The 21,323-nt window shown below is 37.2% G+C and carries 20 protein-coding genes and 1 pseudogene; 6 read left to right on the plus strand and 15 right to left on the minus strand.

Annotation, left to right across the window (positions count from 1 at the left end; all coding sequences use genetic code 11):
• The first annotated feature begins 87 nt into the window (after positions 1–87).
• Together VB797_RS32355 and VB797_RS32360 are read left to right on the plus strand one after the other, a co-directional pair.
• Positions 88–363: pseudogene (locus tag VB797_RS32355) on the plus strand (hypothetical protein).
• A gap of 111 nt (positions 364–474) precedes the next feature.
• Positions 475–729 (plus strand): clan AA aspartic protease, encoded by a 255-nt coding sequence (locus VB797_RS32360; protein WP_323241907.1) that lies wholly within the window; start codon positions 475–477, stop codon positions 727–729.
• A 17-nt stretch (positions 730–746) separates the two neighbouring features.
• On the opposite strand, the gene VB797_RS32365 is transcribed toward VB797_RS32360, so the two are convergent.
• The 14 genes from VB797_RS32365 to VB797_RS32430 form a co-directional block, all read right to left on the minus strand.
• Entirely contained in the window at positions 747–2,312 is a 1,566-nt protein-coding gene (locus VB797_RS32365; protein WP_323241908.1) for an AAA family ATPase, read from the minus strand.
• Positions 2,313–2,321: 9 nt separating this feature from the next.
• A complete protein-coding gene (locus VB797_RS32370; protein WP_323241909.1) occupies positions 2,322–3,683 on the minus strand; it encodes a hypothetical protein in 1,362 nt (453 codons plus the stop codon).
• Between the two features lie 118 nt (positions 3,684–3,801).
• Positions 3,802–4,155 carry a hypothetical protein gene (locus tag VB797_RS32375; RefSeq protein WP_323241910.1) on the minus strand — a complete coding sequence of 118 codons (354 nt, stop codon included), beginning with the start codon at positions 4,153–4,155 and terminating at the stop codon, positions 3,802–3,804.
• Between the two features lie 11 nt (positions 4,156–4,166).
• A complete protein-coding gene (locus VB797_RS32380; protein WP_323241911.1) occupies positions 4,167–5,015 on the minus strand; it encodes a type IV secretory system conjugative DNA transfer family protein in 849 nt (282 codons plus the stop codon).
• On the minus strand, positions 4,990–6,627 hold the full coding sequence (locus VB797_RS32385) for a hypothetical protein (protein ID WP_323241912.1): 1,638 nt from the start codon (positions 6,625–6,627) through the stop codon (positions 4,990–4,992). The genes VB797_RS32380 and VB797_RS32385 overlap by 26 nt, the downstream gene beginning before the upstream one ends.
• 74 nt (positions 6,628–6,701) lie before the next feature.
• The gene (locus tag VB797_RS32390) at positions 6,702–7,436 is read right to left on the minus strand and encodes a hypothetical protein (protein ID WP_323241913.1); all 735 of its coding nucleotides are present in this window, start codon (positions 7,434–7,436) and stop codon (positions 6,702–6,704) included.
• A 15-nt stretch (positions 7,437–7,451) separates the two neighbouring features.
• Positions 7,452–9,128: a TrbI/VirB10 family protein gene (locus VB797_RS32395; RefSeq protein ID WP_323241914.1), complete on the minus strand. Its 1,677-nt coding sequence runs from the start codon at positions 9,126–9,128 to the stop codon at positions 7,452–7,454.
• Positions 9,128–9,928 (minus strand): hypothetical protein, encoded by an 801-nt coding sequence (locus tag VB797_RS32400; protein WP_323241915.1) that lies wholly within the window; start codon positions 9,926–9,928, stop codon positions 9,128–9,130. The genes VB797_RS32395 and VB797_RS32400 overlap by 1 nt, the downstream gene beginning before the upstream one ends.
• A gap of 6 nt (positions 9,929–9,934) precedes the next feature.
• Entirely contained in the window at positions 9,935–10,975 is a 1,041-nt protein-coding gene (locus tag VB797_RS32405; protein ID WP_323241916.1) for a hypothetical protein, read from the minus strand.
• A gap of 100 nt (positions 10,976–11,075) precedes the next feature.
• On the minus strand, positions 11,076–11,777 hold the full coding sequence (locus VB797_RS32410) for a hypothetical protein (RefSeq protein ID WP_323241917.1): 702 nt from the start codon (positions 11,775–11,777) through the stop codon (positions 11,076–11,078).
• On the minus strand, positions 11,774–14,494 hold the full coding sequence (locus VB797_RS32415; protein WP_323241918.1) for a hypothetical protein: 2,721 nt from the start codon (positions 14,492–14,494) through the stop codon (positions 11,774–11,776). Before VB797_RS32415 ends, VB797_RS32410 begins: the two co-directional genes overlap by 4 nt.
• Entirely contained in the window at positions 14,491–14,829 is a 339-nt protein-coding gene (locus VB797_RS32420) for a hypothetical protein (RefSeq protein ID WP_323241919.1), read from the minus strand. The genes VB797_RS32415 and VB797_RS32420 overlap by 4 nt, the downstream gene beginning before the upstream one ends.
• A gap of 10 nt (positions 14,830–14,839) precedes the next feature.
• Positions 14,840–15,586: a replicative DNA helicase gene (locus tag VB797_RS32425; RefSeq protein ID WP_323241920.1), complete on the minus strand. Its 747-nt coding sequence runs from the start codon at positions 15,584–15,586 to the stop codon at positions 14,840–14,842.
• Positions 15,587–15,594: 8 nt separating this feature from the next.
• Positions 15,595–16,371: a hypothetical protein gene (locus tag VB797_RS32430; RefSeq protein WP_323241921.1), complete on the minus strand. Its 777-nt coding sequence runs from the start codon at positions 16,369–16,371 to the stop codon at positions 15,595–15,597.
• A gap of 937 nt (positions 16,372–17,308) precedes the next feature.
• On the opposite strand from VB797_RS32430, the gene VB797_RS32435 reads away from it, so the two are divergent.
• The 3 genes from VB797_RS32435 (at position 17,309) to VB797_RS32445 (ending at position 19,557) form a co-directional block, all read left to right on the plus strand.
• A complete protein-coding gene (locus VB797_RS32435; protein ID WP_323241922.1) occupies positions 17,309–17,608 on the plus strand; it encodes a hypothetical protein in 300 nt (99 codons plus the stop codon).
• Between the two features lie 87 nt (positions 17,609–17,695).
• Entirely contained in the window at positions 17,696–18,472 is a 777-nt protein-coding gene (locus VB797_RS32440) for a hypothetical protein (protein ID WP_323241923.1), read from the plus strand.
• 188 nt (positions 18,473–18,660) lie between these two features.
• Entirely contained in the window at positions 18,661–19,557 is an 897-nt protein-coding gene (locus VB797_RS32445) for a DUF1186 domain-containing protein (RefSeq protein WP_323241924.1), read from the plus strand.
• A 38-nt stretch (positions 19,558–19,595) separates the two neighbouring features.
• Here the strand turns inward: VB797_RS32445 and VB797_RS32450 are convergent, their stop codons facing one another.
• Entirely contained in the window at positions 19,596–20,198 is a 603-nt protein-coding gene (locus VB797_RS32450) for a CDP-alcohol phosphatidyltransferase family protein (RefSeq protein ID WP_323241925.1), read from the minus strand.
• A gap of 75 nt (positions 20,199–20,273) precedes the next feature.
• Here VB797_RS32450 and VB797_RS32455 point away from each other — a divergent pair.
• A partial coding sequence (locus VB797_RS32455) for a restriction endonuclease (protein WP_323241926.1) occupies positions 20,274–21,323 on the plus strand: 1,050 nt, incomplete at its 3' end.

Below are 21,323 nucleotides of genomic sequence, written 5' to 3' on the forward strand. Positions count from 1 at the left end.
GAACTTGAAGGATGTAGCTAATTCTAACTTCTGGTTTAAAATTAAGATAGAAGTATCCGATCTTTGAAGCATAGGTTCAACCGTTTTATGTCTAAACCCAACCTTAGTGATGAAGAAATTACCCAACGTGGGAAAGAACTCTACGATTCGAGCATTCGTCTAAGAGTCGAGACACTCTTATAATATCGGCAAAATTGTCTCGATTAATATTGAAACGGGTGAATATGATCCGAGGCGATGATTTAGTTGTAACGAGCTTAAAATTACGAAGCAAACAATAGTAAAGCAGCGCTCTGGTCGGAAAGAATCGGTTTTAATGCCGTTTATGCGGTTGGTGGTACATTATTTAGGATGACAGAGTGATAAATGGAACTGTTGTTGGGCTTCAGGCTCAGATAGGTATAATTCTATGTCTCCCAGAAATTCCAAATATAGAAATTCAGTTCGTTGTAGATACTGGGGAAGGAAGGTTTTTTGACTTTACCACCTGCCGCGATAGCTAAACTTGGCTTAACCTATCTTACACAGATAAATGCCAACCTTGCGAACAATTCAAACGTTTCAACTGACGTTTTTTTAGCAACTATTTTATGGAATGGGATGCAGCGTAACGTAGCAGTTCTTGCAATGGGTCGTCGTCCACTTGTTGGAACAGCTTTACTTCAAGATTATCACTTAGGCATTGACTTTCGAGAAGGTGGGACGGTTTTGGTTGATGAAATTTTGTGAAAATGTATTTCATCGCTCTAAGATGCTTCTCCCCAAAAGCTGGTAATTGCAGGAGCAAAAACTGATGTATCAGGACTTGATGCAGGTTGGGTGATATATTTTGCACGATTAGCGATCGCTAACACCCTATCAACATCTCGAACATACAAAGGAACCATCATTTCTCGTTGCTCCAACAGTTCGTACAACCCAATTTCCATCTGACAACCCTGGTGGAATTTAGCACGCGCAGCCTTCTGAACCATTTGCGCTAATTCCGCACCACTACAGTTGACAGTTTTGTTAAGAACAATGCGCCATTCTTTCTCTGTAAGCACATCGTCAGTTCTATAACGCGCATCAAACTTAGAAAGATGCATCATCAAAATTTCTTTCCGTTCAATAGCTTGGGGGAATCCCACATAAAATATTTCATCAAATCTTCCTACTCTAGTTAATTCCGGCGGTAACGCATCGAGACGGTTAAGAGTTGCAACTACAAACACTGCACTTGTTTTATCCTGCAACCAAGTTAATAATGCTCCCAAGATTTGGCGAGAACTAGTATCCTCACCCGAATTATTAGATGCGGCAAAAAGTTTATCAAACTCATCAAAATACATCACAACAGGAGCGCAAGCTTCCACCCGCTCCAATAAACGTTTGAGATAAGTTGCACCATCTGCAATTATGAGAGCAGTATCTACACTTATTAAAGGAAAATCCAGTATTTTAGCGATGACATTGGCTGATAGAGTTTTTCCCGTTCCGGGTGGTCCTACCAACAAACAACCTTTGGGAAGTGGAATATTAGCGGTTCGTGCTTGGGGTAAAAAGTCATATTTGACGTTTTCTATATACTTTCTCAGTAAATCTAAACCACCAAAATCAGGAATGTTTGGTTTAGCAACAAAGTTTAAATTATTTGAACGAAAGCGATTTATTTTGTATTCAAGTAAATGTTGGGTGAAAATGTCATAACTCAATTGAGAACAGGAATTGAGTGCAATCTTTAATCCTAAACGAATTTCCTCCTTTGTTAAACCAGCGCAAGCACTGACTAACGCTTCTTTATTTAATTTTTCTGGTGATTCACATAAAAATTCTTCTATCAAATTAGTAATTTCTTCATGATTAGGTAGCGGATAATAAATACTGGGAATTAAATTGCTTAAGGATTGTGGTAACTCGATATCATCAGTTGATAAAATTATCAAATATTTTAATTGATTACTATTCTTTAACTCAAAAAAAATATTAATTAACTGTGAAATAATTTTAGGTGAGTCTATCTTTACTAAAGATGAAAGATTCTCAAAAACAAAAATACCTGTCTCTTCACTATTCAACAAATAATCAAAATTACTAAAAATGTTTTTATGTTTAGATTTTAGATTAACAAAGCCGACTTTTGAATGTGAATCATATTCTACTTGCTTAAAGTACCCCCAAGCAGCATTCCATACATGAATGGGAATATTTCTCTTTTGAGAGCATTCAATATAAATGTCCTCTAATACGTTTATTCTTTCTGGTGAAGGAGCATTAACACAAACAATTGGAACACCAGAATCGAGATATAAATTCAGTTGAGATAATTTCATATAATCAAACTATCTTTCTAAGCTGTTGTCTGTGAGTTGATTAAATTGAGATATAGTTACTTGTTTATGATTCCTCGGTTGTAATTTAGGTAAAATTTGCTCAAAATAAATTAAATCCCGCTCGTTCATATTACTTGTTAACTGTCCTCCAATTTTTTCAAGTAAATTACCGCGTCCATCTTTCGCTTCGATTTGTACGTTACCATTGGAGCTAGCTTTCCATTTATAAGAAAATCGCCCATCAATTTCCACATCGGTTTGTTGTGCAACAGCATATTGTGTAAGCGCATTCGTAACTCTCTCTACACGAGCAAAGTATTCAGCTTCTTGCTTTCCTACTGGAGCAAAAGATGCAGGAACTGGTTCGTTTTTTCGCAAATAATTCTGTAAGGAGTTAATATCTTGAATATTTAAAGAAGCTAAATCACCCTTTTCTACTTTTACTCCTAAAGGGGTTTCGCGGAACTGTATTAAAAATTTATCTGTCGCTGAATCTTTTACTTCATACAATGAACCGCTGCGAGAGATTTGGTAATCACCTGCTTGATACTGATTTTCTCCTGGTTGGGTTTGCAGTTGAAATAAATTTTTTATTGATGCTGCGAATTGATGCTGTTTTGAATTTTCTTTGTATTCGCGCAATCCTATTTTTACAGCAGAAGTGACACTACTTACGACAGTCGATGCATTATTAACTACTTGCTGCCACCATGAAGTATTTTGTGGTTGCTTTAACCTTTGCTCGATTAATTCCTGATACAAATTTCTTTCTTGCTGTAGTGATTTTACTTCTGCTTTTAATTGCTCAATTTCTGAACTTAATAATGTCTTCAACGGACTATCAACTAAAACCTGTAATGATTCGGCTACTCTCGTTGAGCCTGGGATTGTCGATGAACTTATCTCTTCTTGAATATAGTCGGGTGGCGATAATTCCGGTTGAATAATTTGGTTAATATTATCCGAATATTCTTTAGATGGTTTTATATCTGTAACAGCTTCTTGCTGCAAGAAATTGTTAACGATTACCTTACCATCCGAGTCAGATTGTACTAGGACTTCGCCGTCTAATTCAATTCTCTTATTAATCGCCCCATCTACTACTTCTCCAACTTGTGTAGAACGTAATTGTTGGAGTTGTGCAATCAGTTGAGGATTTAAAAGTTGCCCCCCAATACCCGACACCTCATCGCGAAATTGATTGTTGTCGCGCCCGTAAACTAATTTATCTCCATCAAATATTTTCAACCCTTGTTTATCCGAGTCTTGCTTTACATTTAATACAGCTTTTAGCAATACTTCAATTAGTTGCTCGTAACGTTGCTGTATTGCAGTTGCATCACTTTCATTGACAGTAAATATATCTGGCATCTGATTAACTCCTATTTATAAAAAGGCAAGGGAGCAGGGGGAAGAGGGCAGGGGTAAATAAGATTGATAGCTTGCTTGCTCTCCAGCTAAGTTGGTCGTTTACCGGAGAAGCAAGAAACTATTGAACAATATATATTTCTCCCCCTTGCTCCCTGCCCCCTTCTCCCTGCCTCCCCTCTAGGCGATTAATCACTAATTCCGAGCCAATGTAAAATACCGCTAATTCTCCATCAATTAACCAAGCATTAAAATCACTTTTTTGTTGGGTGTTTCTAGTGCATTCATAAGCAGATAATCCGTGAACTTTTCCAGCTAATAAACCATGCTGGTCAAATATTTCGATTACTTCAGGACAATAGCTTTTATCTAAAATTGGTTTATCAATAGCTTCAATAATCATTGATAGCCATTTCGGATATTGCGATAAAACGGAAAAAACTTCTGGATTTGAATTAATTTCTTTCTCTATCATTTTGTTTTACTTTAAAAAATATTGTTTAATTCTTCTGGAGAAGCTAAATCTCCACCATCAGTGGGTAACGGAAATAATTTTTCTGCCAACTCTCTACGTTCTAAAAATTGTTGAGAGCGTTCAAAATCACTAACAGTAACTCTATTATTTTGAATCAATCTCCCACGCACAAAATCCCATTTACTTTCCGACCAATTCATCTCTTCAATATCAGCAGCGGGAACCTTCAACTTGTGTAACAAAGGGACGTATGCTTCTGTACCACGGGTATAAGCTGGATTAATAATTACTGCTCTACCCGTACCCATCTTGGCAAACTGCGCTGGTTCTAATAAATGCCGCTTTTGATGGTGTTCGTTACTACTACTAGAACCACCCCCTTTCCCCATGCTTCGAGATTTAGAATTAAATTTGATTTCCATCTCTCCTAAATAATCGCTAAAAAGCTTTGCAGATTCAGGGTCTTGGGGATTGAAAATAAATTTGGTTGCAGTACCTCCTAAAATTGCCCTTGAAAGTTCTTTCCCGTAAACTTTCTCCAATTGAGCAATATTTTGATATCCCAAGATACCGACGAAACCGTCTTCACGTCCTTCGTTTAACCAATTGACAAGCGCTGGTAGATAGAACGTCGGTAACTCATCTAAGGCAACAATCAAAGGGTCACTACGCGGAACCGTCCGAGTTATATTGCGCGTTACAATCATATGAAGAATTGCAGCAAGCAGCGGACTGACAATATCCCTATTGTTTCTATCCAAGCCAAAAATAATTAACTGTTTTCCGTCCAAATCTAAAGGGAGCGTAGTTTGACCGCAAAATGCACCAACAAAATCACGTTTGAGAAAACGTTGAAACATCTTCCATTAAAGAGTGCTGTTCTTGCGGTGAAAAGTACTGTGTCATCTCCAAAAAAGTAACTGTTTCTCCTGCATCCAACTTTTTTAAAAACTCTTTTCCACCTGGTTTACTAGTGATAATATTTCGTACTTCCGGACTCGAAGACATTAATCCCATTACACCAAGCGCTCTGCCGCAATTAACAGAATTATCACAGACATAATTTCCCTCCATACTGTAGTTATTCTCTACGTCTGATAACGCGGAACTTAAAGCATCAAGATTAGTACCAGAAGAATGAATATTTTTGCAATCTTCTTTTGAAACTGGCATCAAATTAGATAGGTTATTTTCTTTCTCACCCTCAATGATTGGAGAATTATTAAAACTAAATCCGCTACTTTTTAAACCTGTAGGAGTAGAGATTCCATTTTTATTAGAGTCAATAGTTCCCAGAAATATTGCTTCTTTTTCCCTGTAAGTCATAAACGGAACGGGACCAATAAAATAGGGTGTACATCCCAAGTCAACAAAGTTATTCCGCATACAAACACGGAAGAACAAAGATTGAGAAACTTTTCCATCAACTTCCGAGACATCCCACACCGCAACTTTAAAAGCATCGCCAAATAGATTTCTACCAGTAGGCTCTTTTCCACCATTAACCGAACTCAAGATTCCTCTTCCACCTCTAACCAACTCATACTTACCGCTAACCCAAGCTTTACCTTTTACACTTTGAGAGCCAGATAATTCAATATGAGCGCAATCACGATCGCATGGAACTGCAAACCCTTCTTTGTCACTACCTGAAATTGTTCTATCTCGTTTTTGTTCGTCAGTTGCAAAGGCAATATCTACTATCCCAACTTCCATACCTACAGGGTTAGTAGGATTAGGGAATTGGGAAAATGGTACATCGCTTAATCCGGGTACTTCATCAATGTAAACGGAGTGCCATTTATCAAAGCTAGCAATTGGAGTTGTTGATAATCCTGGAATTGAATCGAGGTTGTAAGATTTTAAGTCTAATGATTCAAAATTCAATTTACCCAGGTGGGGAGATTCATTGAGTAAGTTACCGATAGTTTGATTGACGTTAAATGAGGTTAATAAATTTTGTGAGAGTAAATCTATAATTGGTTTGACATTTACTATTGGAAATTTTTGCAAATCCGGTATTGCCTTAACCAAGCTATCTATTGTTTGAAATTTGACAACACCGAAACTTTCTAAGTTAGTTTCTTGTAAATTTGAACTAACAATTTGAGAAATATCTGAAAGTGAAAAGTCTTGGAGTTTAAAAGAGTCCTGAAAATCACCCAGCATCGTAAATGAATCGGGTGTTTGTCCTACATTCCAACTACGAGACGGGTTATACCCTAATTCCGAAGTAACATTTTTAGGTGCTTGGAATGAGCCAGATTCAGTAATTGCTGGCATTTTAGAAAACGTAATTTGATTCCAATCTGGTAAACGAGTTTTTTGCCATTCGACTGTAGGAATTTCTATTTTTGTTGATGGAGAATTAGATATAGATTTTTGTTGCCATGTGATGAGAATAGCACCAAAAATTAATAGTGATAAACTTAATTTGGAAGCAAATATCAAATGTTTTTTTAGTATTTTCATGATGTTAAAAAATTACGAATTACGTTCACCGGATGTGTTTCCGTTCACCGCAAGGTGTCCCGTAGGGAAGGGTATTACGAATTATATTTGCTTCCGAGTTCAATTAACCGATTAACTAACCGTATTGAAATGCCACTTTTACGAGCAGCACTATTTACAGATTCTCCCATTCTTATTTTGATTAGGAAATTTTCTATTCTAGACCATAAACGAGATTCTCTGTTAATTAATTCTCGTGTATTAACAATCTTTAATCCTTTAATAATTTGCTGTAATTCCTGATTATTTTTAATATTAGAAAACTGAGTTGTTTCTGGATTTATTTTGATATCAGGCATAATTTCCAAAGTATGATAATTAGGCGTTTCATCTCCCATTGCTACTTGAAATAAATATACCTTCCTTGTTGATTTACCCTTTGCGATGGCAGTGAGTAAGCTTGTACTGGAATTTGGTAATTGTGTGATTTTTAGCGGTTTTATTCGTCGTAAATGTATGACTGTAGCGCCTTCAAGATCGCATTCTCTTCCTTGTGCGGATAAACAGCCGTCAACATCGAGAGTTGCGATCGCCGGATTATCCAACCAAACTTTTTCTACAATTTCACCACTTTTAATAAATGAAATATTCACCCCATATCCTGGTGACAGTTCAATTTTGGGTATATTTTGGGAATTATGACCAGTAGCAATACCTTGGGGAATTTGTTTTACGCTCTGTTTTGTTTCACTTGCAATTACTGGCGATAAATTTATAAGAGGTAACAATACAGAGCAAGCAATTGTCGTTTTCCACTGTAAAATAATCATAACGGCTGCCCCTAGTTAAAATTGAAAAGATTGATTAACAAATACCTGCACATTCGTACCAGCTTTGACATACCAAACATCTTCTTGTTGTTGTAGTTCTTGTAATGCTTGCTGGTTGCGTTTGAGAATTTGTTGAGTTAGCGGTTCAAATCCTCCTTCTAAAACCGCTCCTAAAATATTTTCTCGACTTCTTCTAACAGACGAAAAAGAATTAGTACCACCAAATCCACTGCTCTTTGATATTTGTTCTTCTTTAGGTTGATTAATAACTTTACCTACTTTCGCTAAAGAGCCTACAGCAAAGGTTTGTGCATCTCGTCGTGCAACTTCTCCCTTATTACTGTTTAAACGAGATGCAATTAAAGGTTTTCCATTAGTGCCACGAATCGTAATTGAATTTGGCGGAAGGATATATTCTTCTCCATTGATCAAAACCTGGGTTGCTTGGAGTTCAACAAATCCTCCGCTAGCGACGTTATTAATTTGTGCTACTACTTGAGAACCGGGTGGTAAAACTACTAAGCCTTCTCCCGTAGTTAATGGTTTTTGCAGTTCTATGACAAATTTTTCGCTTTTGGAGTTATTTTTAGATTTTAGATTTGGATTATTGCTAGTAAAATGTTCACTCCAAATCAAAGGGGTTAATAGTTTTCCATCAACAAATGTACCTACTGTTAGTTGATAATTGTTTTGGTATCCAATAATAGAGGCTTCTTCACTATGAAGCGGTTCTAATTCATCCGTATTTAATGTTTGTGTAGTCTGGACTGCTGAAACCAAAGTTGCTGAAGGAATTACTGGTTTTTGTTGTTCGACTGTTACGGTATCAATCGTACTACCTTTGTGTTGCTCATCGATATTTGTCGTAATTGTGCTGCTGCCATAGCTTCCTAAACGACTAATTCTAGACCATTCTTCCATCGGGTCAGCCTTTTCTTCGGTAGGGGTACTAATTGGTTTGCTTACTTTGTTTGCAACTGGCTGGAATTGCCTTACTGCTGGAGTGCTTGGAGGAGAATTATATCTTACAGTTTGAGGTTGAAGACGGGGTATATAAGGAACTTGAGATAAAGGCAATTGTCTTGAAACTATTTGAGTCCGAACAGGTAAGTTCGGTTCTCTTGTTGGAGTTGTTCGAGTTACGGGTGGTAAATTCGGCTCCTTATTAGGTTTAACTTTGGGTTTGCTGACAGTAGTTTTAGGACTTTTAGCACGCTCTACAGATTTGATTTTTTCTGCTTGAGTTGACAGTGCTAACTCTGCTTTTAACCTTCCGGTTTCAGTCTCTTGGGGATTGTCAGCAATTTCTACTTTAGGTTTGGATTGTTTTGAGTATTCTGTTGTTGGTGCAATTTTAGGTTTACCTGACATAATGGTATTTAAAACTGTCGCAGCAGCACCAAATACAACCAGCATTACCAAACCCACTGCACCGAATTTCGCAAAAGGATTACTATAAAAATTTGGTTGAGTCTTCCCTACGTGAGGGTCATCAAATAATTCATGAGTTGCAATTGGATTTGGAGCATCGGTTTGATTCTGTGTTTCTTCTCCTTTAATCTCCTCTTTTTCACTGAATTCAGTTTGATTCTCATTATCAAAACCAAGTAGTTTCGCAAAGCTCGATTGATTCCAATCACTATCGGATTTATCTGATTTTTTTAAGTCATTATCAACTGAATGCTCACTCATTATAAATTCTCCTCCGATAAATCTCTCATTGCATAAATTTCTAATCCACTAGCACGTACTTGATAAATTACTTCAGCTAAATTACTTGTATTAACAGGTGAAGAGGGAGCAACTACTGCTCGGACAAATATTTCTTTATTAAACGGAATTACCTCTCCTAAATTATTACTTTGATTAAACACATTCAAATTTGCAATCATTTTGACTTTCCATTTTCCTTCTTCAATTTTCGTAGGTGATTGAATAGATAGCGGAATTAAAACTACTTGGGTTGTATCTTTAAACACTCCCTGCGGTGTCATTGAAGCAAGTTTTTGTAGAAATTCTTTACGGAAGTCCTCTGATAATGCATAGGATGCTTGCCACGCTCCTAATGGTACTTTATTTCCTCTTGCTTCACGCTGTCCAATATCTACACCCTTGTCTTGTAATGGTTTAGCGTTCTCTTCAACGGTGTCCGGTGGTAATGTTCCCGACCAATTCATCATCAAAGTCATAGTGTCGGAAACAAAACGAGATACCACTTGGGGAGTGCGTTCTACATTTCCTAAAGGTGCAACTTGAATTGCTTTACCTGTTTCTAATTGCACTAGTGAAGGAGGTGGTTTTTTATTTAATTGTGAGTAAGAACCGTAAAGTAATATAAGTAGAAAAAATGTGATTAAGTGTAATACAAAAGTGCCAACAGCGAACAATGCTAAAGTATCGCCAGTTGAGAATTTTTTAGATGCACGATTTAGGAACCGTAATCTTTTTATTTCTGGAGTCTCTGAACTTAAATTATTATCTAAATTCGTCATTTTTTTCTATTTACTCACAATTCTGGTTACGAAAGTAGAAAGACCGAAACTAGCGATACTGGAAAAACTTCTAAAAACTGCTAACCCGCCACCTGCGGCTAAAACGACAGATAAAATAGGGGCAAGAAGACCAATTGCAAATGCAAAAATCATTGGATCGTTATTGTCAGCATTTAGAACCATTGTTGCTACTAAACCAGAAATAATATTGAAGCAAAGCTTTATCATTCCTACCGAGAAGAAACCCGTTAACCATGCAAAAATAGCTTTTTGACCAACAGGAAGTAATGAACCTCCCACAGCCAGTGGTCCTAGTAGTGCAGTTAATAACATACAAATTTCGATTATCCATTGAAAGGCTGCTGCAAGTGCAAGTAGCCAACCACGAACTGCTAACTGAAAAATATTGGTGTTGAAAAAATCGCTAGCATTCGATAGCCAAGATGGACGATTATTAGCTTCAGCTTCAATTTGCTTTGCTTGTCGGGCTGCATTTTGTAAACACTCGGTTTGTTGTGTTGGGTCGGCAATGGTATTACATTGATTAATCAGCGACTCAATTGCGTCTGTTTTCCCCGTTTTAAGCATTACCTGTTGATAAGCTTCTTGGAGTTGGATAGAAGCAGAGGTGGAAACCAAAAGAGTTTGATTGGTTTGGTTAATTATTCCTCTCAAACCTTTAGTTACAGCGATTAATTGTTGACCGTTGTTTGCGAGTAAGACTATGACAACGATTGTCCAAATTAGTTCGGTGAATCCCTTTGAACTATCCCCATCAATCATTTCCTTCGTCCATTGGACTATGAAAATCAGGAGAGTGCCAACTGCGAAGAAGATTCCGAGATTTGCGATCGCGCTATATAATCCCCCACCTAAAACATCATCCCAAAGCTGATCGATTGATTGTGCAACAGCTTCGCTTGCAGCAATCCCGTCTTCAGTTATCGTGGAAGCTGCTTGACCAGGATTTTCTGGTTGTGCTTGAGCAAGAAAGAAGGCAGTGGGCAATCGGCAGTAGGCAGTCGATATCAAGAAAAAACCATACATATACGAATCACCTTATTACTTCTTACACAACCCACAAGAATATTTCACTTTGCTAATTTCTTTTACACCCTGATTGCCAATTGCCAACTGCCGATTGCCTTTAAAAAAGACGTGCTTGAGATGCAGTTCTTAAATTACTAAATCCTTGACCAACAACTTCTTTTTGCCTTGCTTGGTTTTGCCCATCTACAGACCGGGATATGTTAGTCAAATTAAGATTTGCTAAATCCTGAGATTGTTTATATTTCAACCCATCGGTTCGTATTGCGCCCAAAATTCCCGTGATTTGAGTATTTTGTTGTGCAATACGTTTCATCACATTTTGCGTTACTACATCATTCTGAGCAGCATCAGAAAATACGGAGACTGTCTCAATTGATGTTTGAGTTTTTTCTACTTGTGCCTTCATGTTTTCCTGACCCTCTTTACTCAAGCTACTATTTGAATCAGCACGGGTTATTTGTCGGTCGATTTCGTTAGTTGCTTTATCAACGCTATTAACTGCATTATTGCTATCAGATGCTATTTCTTCAACTTCATTTCTAGTTTTTATTGCATCCGGTAAACCCAATACACCAGTAGCTTCCGAAATTACTGCTTGTAAATCCCCTTGTAAGGATTCCGCTAAATTGTCTAATTTCCGAGAGATTGTTGAGGAAATATATTTATTAAGAGAGCGGGTTTGCTCAACTAATGCGGTTAAGGGATTCTGTATTTCAAGAGCATAAGCACTGCTCATACTCACTATTGATATAAAGCTAATTCCAACTAAGCTAATGGTAAATTTGTGTAGTTTTTTCATATTCTGTTTGCTTCAACTAATTGTTTAGAAAGCTCAGTCAACGCAACAAACTTCGAGGGATATTTTGACAAGTAAAGCGTTCTTTTCTCTTGTTCTTGGGGATTATTTGCTACTACTGCTAATAAAATAGGCGATGGATAATAGCGACAAAAAGTAAATATTCCGTTATCATCTAGCAACCATTGCGAGTACAAATCCTCCTTTTTTGGGAAAAAGCTTTCTGTGGCATTACGAGCAATAATTTCTTGAGGATATTTCAAAATGGTTGTAAAACTATCAACGGCAGTGGGTTGAATCCGCCCAATTAACCGAGTAGTTAAATTTTGAAAAATCTTCGAGCCTGACGGAGATTTCGCAATCGTATCTGGGTCTTGAGCGGATAGAATTACCCTAATTCCTGCTTTTGCTCCATTTGCACATAACCTACCTACCAAAGCCGCAATTGAGTCATATTCAAATAAAATTGGACTTTCATCAATGAAAAAGATACTCGCAGGAGCCGCTAAGGCTCTACGCAATGCTGCACTATAAGCACTTAAACTTAGAACAGCCGCATCTTCATCATTGGATAGGTTTCGTAATGCAAAGATAAGTAAACGTGCATCACTGCGGAAGGTTGAGGGCTTTGCTAAAGCTTGTCCAACTCGTGATGAAAGCCAAAATCGCAAACGTAGCCGTATTGTTTCTAAAGCAGCTTTACTATCCCCAGTATTATCTTCAAGCTGCAACCGCTCATGGGAGCAAAAACTTAAAAAGTCATGCAATGTTGGAATTGCAAACCATTCATCAGAACCAAAGCCATTTGTATAGGCTGCCGCATAGCGATCGCGAATTAAATCATCTGAGAAAAATGCTTTTAAAGCCAGAGCAATAATTGAACGCACCGCATCACTAATATTTTGAGATTGCGTCCCTTTACCACCTATAACCATTGCCATGATTGCAGTAGCAAGGAAATCTTTATAATCCTCAAACCTTTCAAGCTGCAACTTCGGAGCAAGGGAACGTAAATTGGGCAATTCAAACAAATTACTTGATTCTTTCCCAATATCAAAGTACGCCCCATCTTTATCCATAAATTGGGTGTAGTCTGTAAAAGTGCTGGTTCCATCTGGCTTCGGATAATCCATTGCTACGACTGGCATCCCATGCGCTAGCGCCTGAGTTAGAATTCCAGAAGCTAAAACACTTTTACCAGCGCGAGTTGTGGCAAATAATCCTAAGTTTTTATGTTGATTGTACAAATCTAGTTCAACAGGCGTTCCTCCTTCTTCTGCAATTAATTCAAAACCGCTATCATCACCAGCTTTGGTACGCACGATTGGTATTAATCCCGGCACTTCACCGCTCAAATAAACTAACCTTCTATTAAAAGGTGCGGTCATTAAGCGTTCCCAAACAATGGGTAAAGTTTGCAACCAAATTCGCCAGGGGTACTCCGTTTCTCTAACAATCCAAGCCGGACGTAGAAAGCATGATTGCAGATAACGACAAGCTTCGTCTAATTGTTCGCGGGTTTGACGATACACCAAAAATACTGTTGCGACGTGAATGGGAACCGAACCTTCATAAAGTTCTTCTTGTGCAGCTATGGACTTTTTAATGTTGAGTAAAGATTTTACATCAACCGAGTTTTTATCTTGAGCCAATGCAGCAGATGTATTCGATTGTTTGGTTAAACGCTGCATATTGGTTTTAACCAAGGTTTCATTAGCTCGCATCAGCTGACAATAAATCTCGGTGTCGTAAACTCGTTCTCTAGACAAAACCTCCCATAAATACCGAAGTTGTTGCTCTTTATTAACCCAACCACCGGGTTTATCTGCGAAGGTAAGAGCTGCAATATATTTATCTTTGAGATGCACCCAACGTCTATCTGCGACTGGGATTGAAGAAGAAGACTCCATGAGAAAAGATGTAGGGGCTACATCCGAATAAATTTCTTCACGAAGTCCGTTTTCGTCGAGAATTAAAAGTTGTGGAATCGGACGGTGTGGTGTGTTGTTAAATCGCTGCCAAAGTTCTGACCAAAGTTGTTCTGCATTCAAGGGGCGGATATCTAGCCCCATTTTGTTTGATATTAGTTGTTCCCATAGTTGAAATCCGTCGGTGAATGATGTGTGTATTAGTCGTTCGATAGCGATAAATTGAAGTTCGTTGATTTCTCCTGTAAATGATTTCCAAGAACGTTCTACTTTTGAGAGAATTTTCTCAATTGCATCAGTTGTACCCGTGCTATTGGTTTCAATGGTGTAGGTGCAATAAAGGTGTAGTTTTTTTGGTTTACGAACTCCTTTTGAGGTCAATTGTTGTGTTCTATATCGTTCTCCCATTAAGAGAAATTGCAGTTCTTTGTTGGGTGCGGTGTCGCTTAAATTTTTGAGTTGCTGCTGTCGTGTGGTGTCGTCGGTAAAAGAACTTAGACGGATAGTTAAACGTTCTCCAGGTGGTAAATCTTTCAATCCCGATTCAATTGCATTAAAAACTGGGTCAATTTGTTCTGTTCGCAAAGTGGAATGAATACCCGTACATTCAAATCCAAATTGAATTATATAGTTGTCAACTCCCTTGCGTAGAAGATAAGCTCCTACTGACCTACCTTGTAGATTTATTTGCAGCATGGTAACTAGCGCAAATGCATCTTCAAGAGGTGTTAATCGAAGTTTACCTTCTCCATTTTCAATAACTCGTTTACCAATTTTAGATTTGGAATTCACCTTTGGTATTTGCTAGTTTTTGATGCTTTTACTTGTTTTGGATTTATTACTGGTTTATACAAACAACGAATTCTCGTCCAATTTGGAGTTGCAACAAATTTAGCTAAAATACGCCAAGCGCCATTGGCTGTCAGAATCCACCATGTTGCTATTCCCCAAGCTGCTATAGAACAAGTCCAAACCCAATTTAATTTGAATAAACCGTGAGCAAGATAATAAGAAATACCGCTAATCATTGCCCAGGGGATTAATTGGTCTGCGGGGAACGGTCCGATTGATGGTTGTTTCCCTAAAGTAACGTTAACTTTACGATACTTGGGTCTATCTGAATCCATACACTACCCACTATTCTTGTAGAAATTCTTTTCCCCCTGCTCCCTGCCCCCTGCCCCCTGCCTCTTCACCCTGCCCTCTTAACCTCCAGGTGCAGCACCACCGCCACCTCCAACAATTAAATTGGTGAGAATATCTCCTACCGTTACTGCAATTAAAATAATCAACGATGGTAAATGTACCAGGTTCAAATCCGATGATTAATTTATCAAATTCTTTGAATCCCGTTGGGTAAATCGGTTTATTTGACTCCAAGTCTGTGTATGCACAGTGGGCGATCGCACTATTATGTTCTGTTGAGGTGCGAAATTGCTCGTTGGATACTTGGTATAATTTTTGTTGTGAAGTTTCAATGATTGTAGATAAATCTGTTTGTGTTTGATAAGCCAATTCATTTATTTGATGACTTACGCTAATTAACCTGCGTCGAATGTATTTTTGCATCACTAGGGAAGCTAGTACATCTATATTTACCGCAGATACCGTGCGTTCGAGCAGCGATACCAGTTTATTTCTACCACCAATTCTCATAAGTAAGTCATGGTCGTAAAGCCAATCTATGACTGTAAGTAAATCGGTAGGTTTTCCATGATGGTACAGTCGGAGTAAAGCCTGATAAATTTCAGTATGTGATGAAATATAAAATGCATCAGGAACAAGATATTCACATATCCGACTTATAGCTGAAGGGTCAAGTAGAATTCCTCCGAGTATCGCTTCCTCTGCTTCAATATTTGCTGGAGGTAATTTATCTATCATAATTGCTCCTACGATTGTTGCTCAATAAAGTCTTCGTTCAGTTTCTCTTTTGCTCGTAGTTCTTCTTGCCATTCTTCAATAGCTTTGTGATATTGACTTTTAATGGACTGTTCGACTGCACTATCGAGAAAATTTTGATAATACACTTCCCATCTATTTTGTCCGGCTTTATTTGTATGTGCTAACCATGCTTCTAAGTCATTTACTTCTTGACTAAGATTCTTTGTCTTCTCTCGACAAAATTCTAAAAAACTCGCTCGCTCCTTATCTGAGAGAGTTTGAATAAAGTTTGAATAAGTCTGAATAGTTTGAGGGGTGCTGTAATCTTTATCTGGAGAGGATTTCGGAGGACTATTTTCTGGGATTCCAGAATTTTTTCTGGGATTCCGTAATTTTTTCTGAGATTCCAGAATTTTTTCTGAATTCTCAGAATTTTTTCTGGTTCCCCAGAATTTTTCTGAATTCTCAGAATCTTGTTCTTGTTGAGAATCAACCCATTCAATGGTAAATTTTCCTGAATTTATATTAATTGTATTATTTGCTTTAAGTTTCCCAATTGCTTCATAGACACTACTTTCTGGAAGAAACCACCGTTTTGCGAACTGTTTGGGGATAATTGTAATTGTGCGATCGCAAAATGGATTTTCATATCTAAGCGCTAAATGAATGAAGGCTGTATTGTTAATTAACTTAGCTTTACGCAGAGCAATCAATTCATTCTTTTGTAAAGGATAAAACTCTCCCATCACTTTACCTTGCTTGTCTCTTATGGGTTTGGGTATCATGACTCTACTTTCTCCGTCATTTGAACAAGAAAGATGTAATTTATTGATTTGAAATGAAAATTTTGCTAGTTCAGAATACCCAACAATGCCGGGTATGGTTTACGTGGGTATGCAAAATCGGTACATCAACCGAAAAATGAATGCTTATTGCCAATTATAAAGTGCTTACTTTTAAGAATTATAAATGCACTTTATAGGTCAACTGTTTGGGTTTATAAACATATGAACCACAATAAAACCAATGATTCTACTATCATTCATGCTTATATACAGATGACTCTAGAAACAAGAGAGAACGTGCAGTTAATCGTCTTCGAGTATCCTAATACTCTCTTAAATTAAACGAAAATTATCTAAAAAACAACATTCTCATTTTTCCCCATCCATATTTATTCGATCAAAATTCAGTATTCTGGTATCAACAATACGTTTACACACTAATTAGATTCTACTTGTATTTCTGTGTACCTTATACTTTAAGAGCTTTTAAGCTATATCGTTGAGATATTGCATACGTATTCAACTGATTTGTAATCACTGTTATTTATACAGCTTGATATTAGCTGTTAATTCTTTCTAGGATAAAAAATTGTCAAAACATCGATAAATGTGTATTAATGATCCAAAGTGCAAGGTTTATCTCCAGGCTTAGCTGTCTTAAGTGCAAAATCCCCAAATATGTTCAAAATCAATTGCGCCAAATATGATTTTGAATTAGCTTGTGAGTGAGAAATATTTTTCGGTTGTAAAAGACTCACTATTTTTCGTCTTTTTAAATCTTTTTTTACTCATACCTTACCCAGGGTAAGCCAACAATTCTTAAGTTTGGTGGCAAGCTTCAGAATGACTGTTAATTCCCTCTCCAAAATTTTTAGGGAAACTTTGTCTTGACTTAATTTATTGTCAATAAAACTCGGCTCTTTAGGAGATTATCGTCGTGAAAAATAATCCCCAGAAAATCATATTGCAACATTATCAACTAGTTAATAAACAAGTCGCAGCAGAAATGACTGGCTTGTCTCCTGAAACTTTGAAAAAATATAGACTTGAAGGAATACTTGAAAAAGATATCTATTGGGTTGTGATTAATTCAAGAGTGATTCGATATAACATTTCACTCATACTTGATTGGATGCAAAATAAAGATAGCAATCCTCAAGCACATATAAGAGCAATAGAAAACTATTTATCTTCTCTGCCATCTGCACAAAAGAAGTCACGAACTAATCGCTGCTAAAGATACAGTTCCTTCACCAAAAACTAAAATATTGATTTATTCACCCAATCAATCAATAATTATATAGGTAGTCCTAAAACTGCCAGTATGTCTCGTCCAGCGTTTTCGATTTTTGCTCAACAGTACCTATCGGTTCTACTCAGTAATTTTGGAACTGTTTATCTCAACGAACCCATTCCCAGAGATGCAAAGCTGAGAATTTTTAAGCATCCATCTCGATTCAACTGGGGAACTGAGTATTTAAAGGAAATTACTCACGGTAACAATCAGATAATGATTAGCCCAGAAGTGATTGGAGAAGCGGAACTGGTAGATATTCTTTTTGAACCCAGCACGGAAAATCGGGCATCTTTAGGATTATTAGGAGAACTCGTGTCAGTTCCGTGTATTATTGAAACTCTACGCTGGGCACCAAATGTATGGGAGCTACAAGACTGTTTACGCCATTGGTTAACTTGGAAAGCAGAAGCCAGTAGCAGCATCATTCCTCTAAATAAAACAACCGTCGGTACTTCGGAACTAGAAAGCGATCGCCCCGAAGATGTTGATAAAACTCTCCTTATCATTGTGCCTTCAATTGCCTCCCAACACCTCCAAGGATTTGCGGCTCGTCCATCCATGAATATTGCAGGTATTTACGAGCTAGCACCAGTTCTCTGTACCACTATAGTTGTAACTAGCGAACTCCCTCAGAATATTTCAACCCTTTTGCTCAGGCTTCTGGGACGTGGAATTACTCAACGAACAGCGATTATGGAACTCCTTGCTCTAGATGCCAATCATCCACACTGCGCTTTGGTTCGGCAACAGTTGCGTCAATGGTATCAGCTTTTATTGTCAGGAAAAATGCTCAAGGAATCTTAACGGTTGATGCAAACATTAGCTATGGTTGATGAACTGGATTAAGTACAATAGTTCTAGTAGTACCGATCGCGATTTTCCACGACGGATATCGTAGTTCTAAAATTAACGAAACTTAGCATCAATGAAATCAAATTTATGCTTAAAATTTGTTTAGTATTTTTATTTTTTATCAAAAAAAAATTTTGAGTATGCAATTGGAAGAGATTTTATCAGAATTAGAAAACAATACCGGGAAATTTCCTCATCAAGCTTTAGAGAGAGCTATCGAAGAAAAAGAAGCAATTACTCCTTTTTTACTAACTAGTTTATCGGAATCTAAAGATAATCTGGAAGATTTATTTAATAAGCCTGATTATCTTTTACATCTTTATGCTTTATTTTTGCTAGCACAATTTAAGGAACCATTAGCTTACCCTCTTATCGTAGAATTTTTCTCAGTTCCTGGGGATATGTCGTTAAATGTAACAGGAGATGTAGTAACTGAGGATTTAAGTAGAATACTTGCTTCAGTGAGTCATGGAAATATTGACCCCATCAAACAACTGATAGAAAATCAAGAAGTTAATGAATATGTCAAAGGCGCTGCTCTCCAATCTTTAATTATTTTAGTAGTTCAAGGAATTGTTTCTAGAGAGGAAATCGTTCAATATTTTAAAGAACTTTTTTCACTTCTATTTGCAAATAAATCCTCTATCAATGCAGCAGAAGAAGCAGATTATATTTGGACTGAATTAGCAATTAACGGCTCTATACTTGCTCCTAAAGAACTTCATGAATACATTGAGCGAACTTTTGATGAAGATTTAATCGAGCCGTTCTTTTTTGCACGGGATGATTTCGATGATTATCTTGAAAATGGTTCAGAAGCAAATTTGAATGAACTTCGCGATAATCCGCATTATTCTTTGATTGAAGATGCGATATCTGAAATGAAATATTGGGCTTGTTTTGAGATAAATAAGCCAAGTATTTTCATGGAGCCAGAAGGATTTTCTACCTCATCGAAAAAAGCCAAAAGTAAAGCGAAAAAAAAGAAAAACATGCAGAAAGAATCTCGTCGAAAAAATAGAACTAAGAAAAAATAAATTGCTTTCCCAAGCATTGTGTTTCTAATATTAAACAGTTACACTCCGTCCTGACTGGTTGTCTCTAACATCAATGCTTTACGTAACTCCAATGCATGAAAGATACTCAAAATATCACATTGCCAAGTTGGTAACAATAGCGTCATGGCAATTTCTTCTAAACTATTAACCCAACAAAGCACAATTGCAAACCAAAGGGTATTCGCGTAACCAAAACCAAATAACCCCACTGTTGCTGCAAGTAATGCTAATCCCCACGCTTTAGCAGTGTAGGTATGGAAACTGGGGAATTTTTGGAACTTAATTAAACTAACCGCGAACAATATTAATTGGATCGTAATTGCAGATAATAAAGGTAATCGAAAATCAATGATTATTTGGGGATATACTAACCAAGTGCTAATAGCCACACCCAAATATAAACAAATATCAGCCCAGCTATCTGCTTGACGAAGTTGGGGAGTACTAACCTTTAAGCGACGGGCAATAATACCATCAAAAATATCTGAAAGTACGGCAATAATATAACCGATAATAAACCAAGAACTGGTATTACGATCTAAAGCATCAAAAAGCAGTAAAGGAGCAATGGTAAAGCGCATTCCTATTAAAAGACTCGGAAGATATGATAGTTTTATCATCTATGTATGGGATTTTACTTACAAATAACTACAAGAGTGTTGTAAAGTATTACATAAAAAATATTTACCTCTGTGATGCTCAACAATCTAGATTTATTATTCAGTGTATTAACTAGCATTGCTAGTCCAATTAAAGACAAGTTACAGCGTAATGAAACTATAATCAAAATATTAAAGCAATATAATTTAACCCCAGAGCATCCCCCAGAAGATTTTAGTGGTGTCTATGCCTATACTTTGGTTGAGTATGGAGTTGGGAAACCAAGATGTTTATTAGAATTTTTTCGCCAAGAGGATATTAAACAAGCTTTTAGGAAAGCCTTTGACCACTATAATTCTTCGATTCTACTTGGTGAAGTAGAAGCTTTTCTTGATGCTTATGCTTTGGGGGATGAAATCAAAGCACTGCAATTAGATGTAATGCGAGAGGTAGCAGCATTCGCGACAATTTTTATTGAAGTTACCAAGCGTACTCGCACTCCTGAATCGGTTTTAACTTCTAATCAGATAACTTCTTTACATCAAAGTGTCGTTGTTATCCAAGAACAACTAGATAGATTACCGACGCTAGAAGGGATTAGAACCGAAATGGCGCGGTTAGCAGCAGGAGAAGAGGAAAAGGGGAGGGGGAGAGTGGGAGAGGGGGGGAATTTTCTGCCTAAATCTTCTACTTTAATTGCGTTAGCTCAAGAGATGCGTGGTTGGTTTGAAACTTTGGGATATCGTTTTGAAAAATATGAAGTTTGGCAAGATAATTATTTTGAGTGGATTCTCAATATTCCTGTCAGACGTAATCGATATGACCGTGTTTTAGTACGTGGAATGACTGGGGAAGTTGGGCTTAAAGATGTGCAAGCATTAGATTCTAAGGTAGCAGAGCAGAAAACTGATGAAGGTTGGTTAGTAACAGATAGACGCATTAGCAAGGTTGCACGGGATGAAATTGAGAAGCAAGAGAACGAACACCTGGAGTGTTTTACCTTTGATGAACTTGTAGCAACTGATGCAGATTTTAGCGGTTATCTCGATTGGTTAGAAGCAGAGGTGGAACGAAAAGGTATTGATAAAAATTACGTACCTTTAACTTGTACTAAAGAAGAATTAGACCCAGTTAGCAAACGTCCG

Origin of the sequence: Rivularia sp. UHCC 0363, from assembly GCF_034931125.1 — a bacterium.
In the GTDB taxonomy this organism is placed as follows: domain Bacteria; phylum Cyanobacteriota; class Cyanobacteriia; order Cyanobacteriales; family Nostocaceae; genus Rivularia.